The 12,612-nt window shown below is 52.9% G+C and carries 11 protein-coding genes; 8 read left to right on the plus strand and 3 right to left on the minus strand.

Annotated elements, in window-relative coordinates; genetic code table 11:
• The first annotated feature begins 46 nt into the window (after positions 1-46).
• Positions 47-1,276 (plus strand): site-specific integrase, encoded by a 1,230-nt coding sequence (locus NQ492_RS08195; RefSeq protein WP_259872889.1) that lies wholly within the window; start codon positions 47-49, stop codon positions 1,274-1,276.
• Positions 1,277-1,582: 306 nt separating this feature from the next.
• Here NQ492_RS08195 and NQ492_RS08200 read toward each other — a convergent pair whose 3' ends face one another.
• Complete coding sequence (locus NQ492_RS08200) at positions 1,583-2,101, minus strand: DUF3408 domain-containing protein (RefSeq protein WP_149886948.1); 519 nt, start codon at positions 2,099-2,101, stop codon at positions 1,583-1,585.
• 275 nt (positions 2,102-2,376) lie between these two features.
• On the opposite strand from NQ492_RS08200, the gene NQ492_RS08205 reads away from it, so the two are divergent.
• The 5 genes from NQ492_RS08205 to NQ492_RS08225 all read left to right on the plus strand — a co-directional run bounded on the left by NQ492_RS08205 (position 2,377) and on the right by NQ492_RS08225 (position 5,214).
• Positions 2,377-2,790: a hypothetical protein gene (locus tag NQ492_RS08205; RefSeq protein ID WP_014775546.1), complete on the plus strand. Its 414-nt coding sequence runs from the start codon at positions 2,377-2,379 to the stop codon at positions 2,788-2,790.
• A complete protein-coding gene (locus NQ492_RS08210; protein ID WP_259874101.1) occupies positions 2,787-3,677 on the plus strand; it encodes an IS3 family transposase in 891 nt (296 codons plus the stop codon). Before NQ492_RS08205 ends, NQ492_RS08210 begins: the two co-directional genes overlap by 4 nt.
• A gap of 280 nt (positions 3,678-3,957) precedes the next feature.
• Entirely contained in the window at positions 3,958-4,380 is a 423-nt protein-coding gene (locus NQ492_RS08215) for a plasmid mobilization protein (protein ID WP_083810267.1), read from the plus strand.
• Positions 4,365-4,832 carry a relaxase/mobilization nuclease domain-containing protein gene (locus NQ492_RS08220; protein WP_015548094.1) on the plus strand — a complete coding sequence of 156 codons (468 nt, stop codon included), beginning with the start codon at positions 4,365-4,367 and terminating at the stop codon, positions 4,830-4,832. Before NQ492_RS08215 ends, NQ492_RS08220 begins: the two co-directional genes overlap by 16 nt.
• The gene (locus NQ492_RS08225) at positions 4,819-5,214 is read left to right on the plus strand and encodes a hypothetical protein (protein WP_015548095.1); all 396 of its coding nucleotides are present in this window, start codon (positions 4,819-4,821) and stop codon (positions 5,212-5,214) included. The genes NQ492_RS08220 and NQ492_RS08225 overlap by 14 nt, the downstream gene beginning before the upstream one ends.
• Before the next feature lie 193 nt (positions 5,215-5,407).
• On the opposite strand, the gene NQ492_RS08230 is transcribed toward NQ492_RS08225, so the two are convergent.
• Positions 5,408-6,025, minus strand: a complete 618-nt coding sequence (locus NQ492_RS08230) for an MFS transporter (RefSeq protein ID WP_147344333.1) — start codon at positions 6,023-6,025, stop codon at positions 5,408-5,410.
• 617 nt (positions 6,026-6,642) lie between these two features.
• On the opposite strand from NQ492_RS08230, the gene NQ492_RS08235 reads away from it, so the two are divergent.
• Positions 6,643-9,318: a GDSL-type esterase/lipase family protein gene (locus NQ492_RS08235; protein WP_195285834.1), complete on the plus strand. Its 2,676-nt coding sequence runs from the start codon at positions 6,643-6,645 to the stop codon at positions 9,316-9,318.
• Positions 9,319-9,339: 21 nt separating this feature from the next.
• Positions 9,340-11,559 carry a fimbrillin family protein gene (locus NQ492_RS08240; RefSeq protein WP_015548097.1) on the plus strand — a complete coding sequence of 740 codons (2,220 nt, stop codon included), beginning with the start codon at positions 9,340-9,342 and terminating at the stop codon, positions 11,557-11,559.
• 69 nt (positions 11,560-11,628) lie between these two features.
• Here NQ492_RS08240 and NQ492_RS08245 read toward each other — a convergent pair whose 3' ends face one another.
• Positions 11,629-12,609, minus strand: a complete 981-nt coding sequence (locus NQ492_RS08245; RefSeq protein ID WP_015548098.1) for a PorV/PorQ family protein — start codon at positions 12,607-12,609, stop codon at positions 11,629-11,631.
• Positions 12,610-12,612 lie beyond the last annotated feature (3 nt).

Here is a 12,612-nt window from a genome sequence, read left to right on the forward strand (position 1 = left end):
AATAACCTGACTTAACGTTTAACAAATCCACAAAGTTCAGGTTATCATGCAACGCAGCACTTTCAAAGTCTTTTTCTACGTGAAAAGACAGTCGGAAAAACATGGTCAGGTTCCCGTCATGGGTCGTATCACGATTAATGGTACGATGTCGCAGTTCAGCTGCAAACTCACCGTTCGCTCCACCCTTTGGGATGCCAAGGCGAACAAGGCTTCCGGTAAGAGCCTCGAAGCTCAGCGTCTCAATGAAAAACTGGAAAATATCAAGACCAATATCGGCAAGCAGTACCAGCGGCTCTGCGACCGTGATTCGTATGTTACGGCCGAAAAAGTCCGCAACGCCTTCCTCGGTATGGGCGACGACTGCCGCCTGCTGTTGCAGACCTTCGACGAATACCTTGCAGGGTTCCTCAAACGTGTGGGCAAAGACCGCGCCTATTCGAGCTATGACAATTACCGCAAACGCCGTAACCGGCTTGCCTCTTTCCTCGAATACGAATACCGTGTAAAAGATATTCCTTTCAAAGAGCTGAAGCGGGATTTCATCGAAAAGTTTGTAGTCTACCTCTCCTCGGTACAAGGGATGCGCTCCGGGACGATCCATTCTACGCTCAAGAAATTGAAGCTGATGACCTACACGGCGTATAAGAACGGCTGGATTGCCGCCGATCCTTTCGCAGGTTTCTACGTGAGGCCGGAATACTCAGAACGCCGTTACCTTTCGGCTTCGGAGTTACAAGCCGTGATAGATGTCAGGCTCCCCAATTACCGAACGGGTATCAACCGGGATGCCTTCGTCTTCTGTGCTTTCACGGGCCTGAGCCATGCGGACGTGGTGAAACTCACCCACGCGGACATCCATACGGACGATAACGGGGAGCGCTGGATTATCGACAGGCGTCAGAAAACAGGTACGCAGTTCCGTGTCAAACTTCTTCCCGTTGCCGGAATGCTCTACGAGCGTTATAAGGATATGCACCTCTCAGGCGACCGGGTCTTTCCGCTCAAAGGCACTTATAATACGCTGAACATGTCCTTGCGGCATGTTGCCAGACACGCCGGTCTGTCGTTCAACCCCACGATCCACCTCGCGCGGCATACCTTCGCCACGACGGTTACGCTCACGCAGGGCGTACCTCTGGAAACGGTCAGCAAGATGCTGGGGCATAAGCGGATCACCACGACCCAAATCTATGCTAAGATCACCAATGATAAAATCGGACAGGATATGGCGGCATTAAGCGAGAAACTCAGCAGCGTCTTCAAGGTCGCACGGTAATGGCCTCCTATCTTACAGCTAATTCGATTCCCGATCTTACTTCGTCAATAGCAGGGTAATTTTCGATGTAAGTTTTCCCGCCGGCAGGGAATTTATCGTCAGAGATGGAAATATGCAAGGCCATGCGAATCGCCCGAGGGGCGAGCCTTGCATATTTCCATCCCCGGCGTTTTGCTGGTCGCTACCGTCGGAAAAGGCGACATTCTGCGGCTCCTGACGATCCGGTTCTGATGTTCAGCCGCGAGCGGCCTGCCCGTTCGACGGCCCCTTCCGTCCTGCTATCTGCCGTCGAAATACCCCGCTTTTTCAAAACGGCCGTCTGTTGTTCTTCTTCTCGTGGAGATAATTCAACTCGTCGCTGTAAATGTCCATGACGAACCGCAGCATATTGTCGGCCAATGCCGTAAGCCTTGTCGTATCGTCTCCCAGCAGGTGGAGGATTGCCGACACTTTGCACTTGGTTTGGGTACTGACATAGATCGCAGAGCGATTACGGCAATCCACCGGAGCGAAGAACATGCGTTCGAAATCCGGAAGCGCGAGCTTTTTACGCCGGAATCCGGCCGACTCCTTTCCAGTAGTCGTTTGGGTGTCGACGTCTGTTTTCTCAGCAGTCGGTGCCGATGCTCCGGATACCGTTTCCGATGTGTTTCCCTCGGGAGTGTCCGTATCTTCCTCTTCCGGTTCGGGAATCCTGCGGACGACTTTCGAATCCAAAGGGGCCTGTCCGGCGATCATCTGACGCATCAACTCCTCGTCGACTTCGATACGGGGATGTTTAGAAGGATTGGGTGCGGGTTTGTCAGTTTCTTTTAATGAATCCATGGTACAACGTTTTTGAGATTGAATGTTCGGTTTGCAGTCGTAAAGCATGTGTGTTCGGTTTTATGTTTTAAACCATTCAAAATATCGTTTTCCGTTTAATGCGGTTTATATCGGGATAATGAACGCAATAAGAAAACCGACCTTTCATGCTGCAAGATACAACCGACTGAAATACCTCGGTTCCGATGTCCGCTCCAGACCGCTCCAGTCCGCACCGAGGCAAAAATTACGGACTGTCCCGTCCTGAAAAAGGTTTACAGAAAAGAGTAAATCTTATGCAGCAAACAACGAATTCAGACTTATCACGTCATTATTTACCGCGTCAGTTGCGTCATCTGATTTTACAGGAGTATTTGAGCGGAGTCAAGACGGCTCGCCAACTCTCCGAAGAACATGGTATTCCCATGTCTACGATTCATAAGATGGGTCAGCGCTGGAAAGCGAAAAATAGTTGTAGCTTTGTGAGTACCCCTAATCCTTATCCGATCATGTCCCGCGTTACGAGTGAAGAAGCCAGTGAATTATTATCCGAGAACAAAGCCCTTCGGCGGCGCTTGGAAGAGGCTTTATTACGTCTGGAAGGCTATGAGATCATGGGAGATATCCTTCAGGAAGAATACGGTATCGACCTGCTAAAAAAATCCGCAGCCGGACAGTCCAGCGTCTCAAAGAAAGACACACAGCAATGAGCCTGTCGTTTCTGTGCGGGTTGTTCGGCTATACCCGTCAGGCCTATTATAAACATTTACGGCGTAATAGGGAAGGATCCTTGTCCGACACCCTTCTTTTGGAGCGGGTGGGTTACTACCGGAAACTGATGCCCAGGCTCGGCGGTCGTAAACTGTGGCATTTGCTGCAACAAGACGGATTTCCGGTCAGCCGGGATCGGTTATTTACGCTGCTTTCGGAAAACAATCTTCTGGTCAAACGTCGGAAGAAATACAGCGTTACGACCTGCTCGCGGCACTGGATGCGTAAATATCCGAATCTGATCCGGGGTTTCGACCTCGAGCGGCCGCATCGTTTATGGGTCGGAGATATTACGTACATTTCTTTGAAAGAAGGATTTGCATATCTGGCTTTGATAACGGATGCCTATTCCAAACGGATCGTAGGCTATGATCTGAATACGACATTGGAACGGGACGGAGCGCTCCGTGCACTGAGGATGGCCATAGACCAGACTCCGCAGCAAAAACGGCAAGGGTTAATCCATCATTCGGACAGAGGATGCCAATATTGTTCGAAAGAATATGTGAAATTGCTGACCGATAATGGGATTCGCATCAGCATGACTGAAAAGGGCGATCCGTATGAGAATGCCGTTGCCGAACGGGTGAACGGTATTCTGAAGAGCGAATGGATCGACGAGGAATGTTTTGAAAGTTTTCAGGCAGCAAAAGAACGCATCGACCAGATCGTTATCCTTTATAATTCATTCAGACCTCATGCCAGCTGCGATTGGCTTACGCCCTTGGAAGCGGAACTTAGAACCGGGGAACTCAAACATCATTGGGGCCGAAAGACGGTTGTTCGGAAGGCATATGTAAACTTATATCAGGACAATATTTTTTGAACCAAAATGTTTATCTTTAATTATCAATCACTGTAAACCTTTTTCAGGACGGGACACCCCGAAACGGTTGTAATATTGCACCGGGAACCGACCCGGCTCCGGAAGCCGCAACGGAGGATTTTCGAAACTTTGGTCAGAGATTCTCCGGCGCGGATTTTTGTTGTCGCCAGACAACAGCGAGCTGTACCTTTGTATGCCGAAAAACTTTTCGGCATACGAAAGGTGCTCGCTCTGCGAGGCTGGGCGTTCTCCCAAGTCGCGACCCTTTTTTAAGCTATATATGGATACCAACCGAAAACTGACAGACATAACCGGAAAGAAGCCCCGAACGCTGAGCTATAAATACTCTTTCCGCCTCAATGAAGAGCAGAACATCCGCTTCAACGAACTGCTCTGCAAAGCCGGATCGGAGCATAACCGCAGCCGTTTTATCGTCAAAAGAATCTTCGCCGAGGAGTTCGTTGTCGTCAGACGCGATCCTTCGAAGGTGCAGTTCGTCGCCCGTTTGAATGACTTTTATTCCCAATTTCAGAAACTCGCAAATAACTATAATCAGATTGTAAAAGCTGTCAATTCGCACTTTTCCAACGTCACGATTCCGCATCAGATCGCCGCACTGGAACAACGGACTCGCGAGTTGAAGACCCTTAGTATCGAGATTCTGAACCTCGCAAAACAAGCTAAGGAATGGTTGCGAATATAAGGTCGGGGGCAACACCCGGCGGGACTCTGTACTACAACAAGGAGAAAGTAGACCGGGATGAAGCTGAAATCCTCTATTGGCAAAAGATGCTGGAGCCGTTCGACAAACACAGGCGAATGGATGTCGACGCCTGCATGGAGAGTTTCCTGCCGTACCTCGAAGCCAACCGACGGATGACCAATACGGTCTTCCATGTTTTGCCGAACCCCTCACCGGAGGACAAACTGACAGACGGACAGCTCCGGGAAATCGCCTGCGAGTACATGGAGCGCATGAGTGCCCTGACCGATGACGGCTATGGTGTCGGAACGCCGTTCAAGTCGAGTCGTATCGGAAAGGATATCGGCTATAAGGCCTTCAAAGTATTACGGGATGTCGAAAGACAAACTGAAAGAACCGGGAGCGCTCGACCAACGGCGACAAACAGTCAAAGATGCCATGAGCCCGCATAACACGCGGGAAGAGTTCCGGCGGCTGCTCAAAACGGAAAACATCGACGCAATCTTCCGCATCAATCCGATTGGCAGAATCTACGGCGTGACGTTTATCGACCACAATGCAGGTATCGTCGCCAACGGATCGGTACTGGGAAAGGAGTTTTCAGCCAATGTCTTCAACGACTTGTATCCGGCACCGAAAGAGGAATGTCAGGTTGCAGAACAGCGATATCCGGAACGAAAACTCGACCCGCAAAGTCATACGACCAATCCCCTGACCGAAGCTGCCGACACCCTATTGGATTTGGCTGATACGAAGGCGTATGAGGAACAGCAAAGGATAATACAGAGGCGAAAAAACGAAAACCGCATCAATAACATATTGTTTATCGTATAAATCCTTGAAATTAAAACAGGTATGTCGGTTTGAAACATATTCGACCGAAGATGTCTGACTTACGCGTTATCCGGTTCATGCCGTATTCTTTTTTTTTGGGAGGGGGGGGGAAGACGAAGGGTGTCGACGCCCGAACAAGTAATGTAATACTATAGAAAGAAGCAATACCAAGAGCATGCCGAGGAACATGTCGTCATATCCCCGGTATTTCACGAGTAATCCTGCTAAAATCCTCCCAATGCAATCCCGAAATCGAAAGCCACGAAAAACGTAGAGCTTGCGGCACCTCGTCTTTCGACAAGCATGGCCATGGTCTGCAGGGCAGACTGCACAGCTCCGAAACTGTATCCCAGCAGTGCTGCCACAACAACAGGTAGCACGGTATGTTGTGCGCGAATACCAGCAGAAGTATCCCGGTGATAATAGCTGCATTTCCTGTGTACACCAGTCGCGCCTCACCGGACTTACCACCACACGTCCCAGCTACGGCAATGCCGATGAAATAAATACCTTCGCTGGGCAGACAGTGGAGTACGGCATAGATCGCGACATATACCTCGACTACTCCGTATGCCATCATGAAGAAGAGTTGTGTAACAGCGGCCGGCACGGACATCGGTTCGAACAATTCGCCGAGCTTTAACGGCGTGTCGACTGTGGCGATGCCTGCCGAGATGAAATACCCCATCGGGACGAACGCCACTCCTGCCAGTCCGCATATAAGGACGAGGCGACGGCCTTGAGTGTCGACGAGCCATCCTACGAAGGGTCTCGACAGGATGGGCGCGATGCTGAACAACGCTGTTGCCAAATCTATGGTACGGCATCTCCGCCCAGAGAGGAGATAAAAAAGGGGAACGTGGGCAGCAGCGCATGAAAGTTAATGAAAATGAGGAAATTAACCAGGCATGTCTTGATGAAAGAGCCGATCCATAGTTTGGGAAAGTCTTCCGTTCTGTTCATATTGCTATTAACAAAAAAGGGTCAAATCAGGTCTCTAAAAATACAGCTCTGATTAATTAAGATTTCGATCTTTTGCACAGAGACAAAATATTCAGAGTGGATTATTTTACGGAGTTTTTCCGTATTAAGGACTATGAAACAGAGCAATCAGGATGCAGCCAAGGTGCCTTCTATAGTCTGGCAACTAAAATTGGCCTTATTATGTACGATTTTCGCCCTGTGAGGAATGAGGTCTGCGTATATTTGAAATATCATTTGGAACTTGCCGTATCTGGTATTTTTGAACGTCGAGAGGGTTCCAATGACACCAACCTTAAATTTCAACCTCAAATTATGGAGAAACTGCGACTCTTAACACTTTTATTTTTGACGGTGGTTATCGCGGCCTGTCAAAAAGATCCCACGCAGAATGGATCATCTGATCCGGATGTGGTCTCATTCCAGGGATCGGTTTCATTCAAGACTGTGGACCCGGCTGAAAAAGGGCTTGATCTGATCTGGAATGCCGATGTAGACCGGATCGGGCTGTTTGCAGCCGACGGCGAGACCGTCGAGCATGCCAATATTTATTATGCGGCCTTTTCATCGGCGGCAAATACGCAGTTCGTCTGTCCTTCGCAGGACCGGCGAATCGTGTGGAGCGCCGGTGCTGCCTCACGCGATTTCTACGCCTATTATCCTTATCGTACGACATACGATGATTTGACGGCTGTTCCGGTGGCGATTGCTGCGAAACAGAAAGGAGCGCCGGGCGCTACGAAGCATCTGAAAAAACTGGTCAATTTATATGCCGTGAGCAAGGGTGTGAAAGATCCTGTCGAAACCGTATCCTTGCCATTCGAAAGCGTTGCTGCGGTCATCGAACTCCGACTTGCCGCCGACCGGACATTATCGGATGTCAAGAACATAACGTTGCGCAGTATCGACGGCGGGATATTGGCTTTCGAAACGGGGTCGCTGAATCTGCGGAACGGGGCGGTAACACCCGGAGAGCAGACGGCAGCCGAGATAAACTATGAAATCGAAGGACAAGCGACGATTTCACGCACGCCGACGAGCTTTTTCCTGGCTGTGAATCCCGTAGAAGCTGGAAAAACGCTGGAAGTGCTGGTCGATTACGGAGAAAAGCATCTGTCGCTGGGATCGGTGACCGTTCCCGAAACCGGAATTCCTGCCGGACGGTTGACCATATTCTCATTGGGTTACGAATTTCCACAGCGCATCGCGGAGGACTTGAGCGCTAACGGTACGGCGAACACTTATCTGATAACCAAACCCGGTACGACCTATAAGTTCCGTGCAACGACCAAGGGCAACGGGGTGCCGCGCACCTACTCGTACTCGGTAGACGGCCATCCGGTAACCAAATCCTACTCCGAGACTGATCTGGCTATCAAGCCTATGGCGGCAAAACTCGTGTGGTACAATTCGCCGAAAACGGCCGACGGCTGGGTACGCGAAAGCCCCGTGACTATCGAATCCGTAGAGTATGACGACTGGGAAGGTAACGTCTACTTCACTACCCCGGCCGAGTTCGTTCCCGGCAATGCCCTGATTGCAGCTTATGATGCCGGCGGCGAAGTCCTTTGGAGCTGGAATATCTGGGCTGTCGAGAATTACGATTGCGACGCCGAAGCGCGACAGGTCGGCCGTTATATGATGATGGACCGTAATCTGGGCGCCATGGCGGGACGCGAGGCGATGAACTCCTCGGATAAACGCGTTGCGGCTTGGGCTTTAGGCAACTATTATCAGTGGGGGCGCAAGGACCCGTTCCCGGCAGCTGCGGAGTACGACGACACGGGATTCGGCAGCGAGATGTACTGGGGACTTCCAACTTATACGCCTATTGAAGAATTGCAGCAGGATTATTCCTCCGAGAGTTGGGGCGCTCGGAACATGATGTTCGGCAAGATCGGGGCAAATAACGCCTATGCCGTGGGTGACAAGGCTGTTGACGACGCCGTTGCCCTGTCTGTGAAATATCCCTACCGTTGGATGGCCAAAGAGGTCAGCGGCGTTCAGGCCGACAACTGGCACACCCCCTCCTATTCGTGGTTCAATAATACAGGTTCGGCTGAGAATCAGACCGGATGGTTCTGGTTGTGGGGAAGCGAATACGTCGGCGACAATCTGAAGAGCATTTACGACCCGTGTCCCGCGGGCTGGAAAGTGGCGCCGCCCGAAGCCCTCGATTTCGCCCTCGGCAACGTTGCGGAACTCGATGAAAAACCGTTCGGGCGTTACTCCCGTGCATACGATCTCTATTTCCCCTATACCGGACAGCGGCAGTCAGCCTTCAACGGCAGCCATATCCGTTCGCTCACCAACAAGATGCTCGTGCTGACCAGTTCCAGCGCCAGCGGCAACTATTACCCGGTCCAGGGTGGCCTGGGCGGATATTCGTCCTACAACTCGTATACGGGAGCCGGCTACCAGCTGCGCTGCGTTCGCGAGCAGACGACGGCAATGCCCAAAGGGCGTCTGGAGGGTCCGCGAGCCGTACTGATCGGCAACTCCATTACGGAAGTATGGCAGGGACGTACCGACAACAAGACCTTCTTTTCCGACAACGACTACCTGCCCAAGGGCATCAGCGGTCAGACCTCGCTCCAGATCAGCGCGCGTTTTTACAACGACGTAATTGTCAACGATCCGGCGTGCGTGGTTATCGCCTGCGGGGTTAACGACCTGGCTGAAAACGACGGCCAGCCCTGCTCGATAGAACGAGTTTTCGCAGACATCCGGCTGATGGCCGAAACAGGCGCTGCAAGAGGTTTCAAGGTAGTCATTGGCTCGACGCCCCCGGCCAACCGGATCTGGTGGCAGAGCGAGGAATGGAATGCCGCTCATGCCGATCTTGGACAGCGCGTTGTCGAGTTAAACAGGCTGCTGAAACAGTATGCCGAAGAGAGGGGCTTCGTTTATGCCGACTACCATTCTGCGCTCAAAGACGATCAGAACGGACTGAAACTCGAATACTCCTGGACACCGGACGACCGTGTGCATCCCAGTGCGGCAGGTTATGCCGTAATGGAGAAAATCCTTAAGAAAGCCGTCGACAAAGCACTCTTCGATCCAAATGCAACTGACGGCGACGGACAGATTGATGACCTCGACAAATGGGAAGGCTGGGAGTAACCTTAAAATATTTAGAACACGATGAAACGAAACTATATAATTCTGTTGGCCGCCTTGCTGACGGTCGCATGCGCCGGAAACGGCGACACCATGTCGCCGACACCGCAGGAGGGCGAGATCCTTTTCTCGGGATCAACTGTCGGTCCCAAAGTCCGGACCTCCTATGAGGATACGGAAACAGCGCTCCGGGTGAACTGGGTCAAAAACGATCTGATCGGCCTTTTCGCCGAGTCCGGCGGCAAGAACCTGGGAGCCAATTTCGCCTACAAGGCGGCTGTGTCGGGAGCGACGAGCGATTTTACAGCTGCTTCCCGGCTCAATGTGATCCGCTGGGCTGATGAAACGTCCGATCACGATTTCTATGCCTACTATCCCTATACGGACAGAGCCGCAGTCGATGTAACGGCCATCCCGGTGTCGGTGCCCGCTGTGCAGACTCGTTCGGAAAGCGATCCGTTGGCGACTTTGGCAGCCCATGATTTTCTCTATGCCGTTACGTGCGGGATCAAAAAGGGCGACAACGCCGTCAACCTGCAATTCAAACATCTTTTTTCAGCACTCGAAATCCGGCTGACGACCGACCTGCGGGCGAAACTCGAGGGCGTGATTTTCCGTTGCGTCTCGAACGAAAATGCCGCCGTGTCGATGGAAAACGCCACGGTCGATCTGCGCACAGGTGAAGTGAACGTCTCCGAAGCTGTGGTTTCCAATGCCGTGCGACTCGACTGTTCAGGCAATACGTCCGACACCGAGGCACTGGTGCTGCATTTGGTCGTAACACCCGGACATGCCGGTGAAACATTCGAAGCCGTCGCTCTCGTCAATGGCAAAGAGTACATCTTCGCCACCGTGAAGGCTCCGGCCGACGGCGGTATTCCGACGGGCAAAACGGTGGTCGTCGAAGGAGAGGCTACGCTCGACCCCGAGGATGCGCTTCCCGTCATTGATCTGAGTGCCGAGGGCACGGCCAATACCTATTATGCCGATGCGGCCAATACATTCTACCGCTTCCGTGCCGACGTGAAGGGCAACGGCAAGGCGCTGACCTGCGGCGGCCTCTCCTACACGGAGGAGGACCTCCGGATCGAGCCGAAAGCAGCCCTCGTACTGTGGTACAGTTGTTTGCAGACGAGCTATTTGCCATGGATACAGGCGTCGCCCGTGGTGCTCAGCAGCGTGAAATTCAAGAAAGATGGCTATATTTATTTCGATACGCCCGAAACTTTCGTCAACGGCAATGTGGTGATCGTGGCGATCGACAAGGAGCTCGGCTATGATCAGATCGAAGCCGATGCGGACAAGCGCATTACGAACGCCGAGGTGCTCTGGAGCTGGAATATCGTTTTCTCGGAGGGGTATGACCCCGACGCTGCGGAGAACTGGATCGTGAAAGGCGGCTATACATGGATGAATCGAGATCTGGGAGCTTTGATTGATCCCGAACAAGCGTATATCGGCGGTCAGCTGAACAATGTCGCTTTGGCCTCGACCACGGGCAATTGTTACCAATGGGGACGCAAAGACCCGTTCCCTGGCTTGCCGGACTATACGAGTGTACAAGTCAGTTATATGACCGGATTATGGTTCGCTCCTGCCTATACGCCAATTCCCGCGCTGGACAGAGGTACTTTTGAAGCATGGGGCCGAGAGGCGCATCACCAGATTATCGGCAATACGAAGGCGACGGTCGCCATCGACATCAACACGGCGCTCGGAACGGGTTATGTGTCGCAGGATGCATTCGACCTGGGCCGGGCCAACCCCCACCTCTGGCTTTACAAGAATGAAAATTACCTGACCGATAAGGCCGGATTGGCTGCATGGGGCAATCCATCGAAGGACGCGCACGGTGTGAAGACGATTTACGACCCGTGTCCCCCGGGATGGAAAGTGATGAGCAGCCAGGCCTGGATAGCGCTGACAGACAATGAAACACCCGATGCCGTAGTGGCTACGACGATGCGCGGAATCCTGCTGGACAATAAGTGGTATTTTCCGCTGACCGGAGGTGCGCAGCATGTGCGCAACTCGGATGGGGGATCCAATGGCTATACCGGAAGTTGCGGTGTGGAAGTTTGTACGGCTTATTACATGGATGGCCCTGATTATTCCCCCTGGGGGCGGGTCGGAGCTTTCAAGGCTGCTCCGAACTACAAAGAAGGAGACAGTGTCACCTGTCAGTCTCAGAATACCTATTCCGACCGAGGGGCGTCGGTTCGCTGCATCCGGATTGACGAGTAGCAGACCTGCAACGGAAAAAGCAGCGGCATCGGAAGATGCCGCTGCTTTCGTATGGATGCCGACCGCCGTTTACAACAGAAATCCGACCGAAAAGAGAAACGTGTCGTTGAGCGGATTGAATTTATCGCCGCCCAAGCGCCATGCGGCGTCGCACCGCACGGGGCCTGCAATGAATCCGCAACCCAACGAAGCGTAATTGCCTGTTCCTTTGTTCTTCTGACCGAAGTGGTATCCGCCGCGCACGACACCGTGCCGAAAAAAGGTGTATTCGGCTCCTGCGGCCAAACCGGTGATCCCTCCCCGGAACTGGTGGCTCAAATCAAGAGCGATGCCGAGCACGTGGTTCGAGCGAAAAGGCAGGTGGAGCGAACCTCCGAGCGACCCACGTATCGGCAGGCCACAGCGCTCTCCGTCGGAGGCTTTCACATCGGGGCCGATGTCGGCCAGCCGCAGCCCGACGATCCAGCGGGCACCCTCCACAGCGCGGAGCGTCCCGCGATAGGCCGCACCGATATCGAACGAGACGCCTTGCATCGGTTTCTCCCCGAATCCCTGATCGGAACGGACGTAACGGGCCGTCAGCGAAAACGCCAGATTCCGGCCGATCCGACGGCCGTAACCGACCTCTGCCGAAAGGTCTTGCGGACGGGCCGTTCCGGCGGGAAATCCCTGTTCGTCGGTCAACCCGACCGAAGGTCCGCGGAAATAACGCACTCCGGCCAACAGGGCGTTCCGCGAGTCGGGAGTATAAAATCCCCCCACGCCGTAAAGCACATTGGCGCTGTCGAAAGCCGTATTCCAAGGTCCGGAGAACAGAGTGCCTCCGGCATGTCGTTCGCCGATGAGACTTAACGCGGCATTGGTGTAAACGGCCAACGGATTGTCCGTAACTGCTGTCGCGGCCCCTGCCATACCGGCTGTACGGGCATTGGTTTCCAGGCCGAGGAACGGCATGATCCCGGCATCAGTGGTCTGGGCTTGCGCCGCATAACCGCCTGTCGCGAAAAGAAATGTCGCGGAAAAGTATCTGATTGATTGGCAGATAGACATGAT

Source organism: Alistipes shahii WAL 8301, assembly GCF_025145845.1.
GTDB lineage: Bacteria > Bacteroidota > Bacteroidia > Bacteroidales > Rikenellaceae > Alistipes > Alistipes shahii.

Excerpts from the sequence above, each read along its gene's own strand:
- NQ492_RS08200 (WP_149886948.1), bottom strand. The coding sequence starts at position 2,101 with ATGGATTCATTAAAAGAAACTGACAAACCCGCACCCAATCCTTCTAAA.
- NQ492_RS08210 (WP_259874101.1), top strand. The coding sequence starts at position 2,787 with ATGAGCCTGTCGTTTCTGTGCGGGTTGTTCGGCTATACCCGTCAGGCC.
- NQ492_RS08240 (WP_015548097.1), top strand. The coding sequence starts at position 9,340 with ATGAAACGAAACTATATAATTCTGTTGGCCGCCTTGCTGACGGTCGCA.
- NQ492_RS08245 (WP_015548098.1), bottom strand. The coding sequence starts at position 12,609 with ATGTCTATCTGCCAATCAATCAGATACTTTTCCGCGACATTTCTTTTC.
- NQ492_RS08225 (WP_015548095.1), top strand. The coding sequence starts at position 4,819 with ATGAGCCCGCATAACACGCGGGAAGAGTTCCGGCGGCTGCTCAAAACG.
- NQ492_RS08215 (WP_083810267.1), top strand. The coding sequence starts at position 3,958 with ATGGATACCAACCGAAAACTGACAGACATAACCGGAAAGAAGCCCCGA.
- NQ492_RS08205 (WP_014775546.1), top strand. The coding sequence starts at position 2,377 with ATGCAGCAAACAACGAATTCAGACTTATCACGTCATTATTTACCGCGT.
- NQ492_RS08195 (WP_259872889.1), top strand. The coding sequence starts at position 47 with ATGCAACGCAGCACTTTCAAAGTCTTTTTCTACGTGAAAAGACAGTCG.
- NQ492_RS08220 (WP_015548094.1), top strand. The coding sequence starts at position 4,365 with ATGGTTGCGAATATAAGGTCGGGGGCAACACCCGGCGGGACTCTGTAC.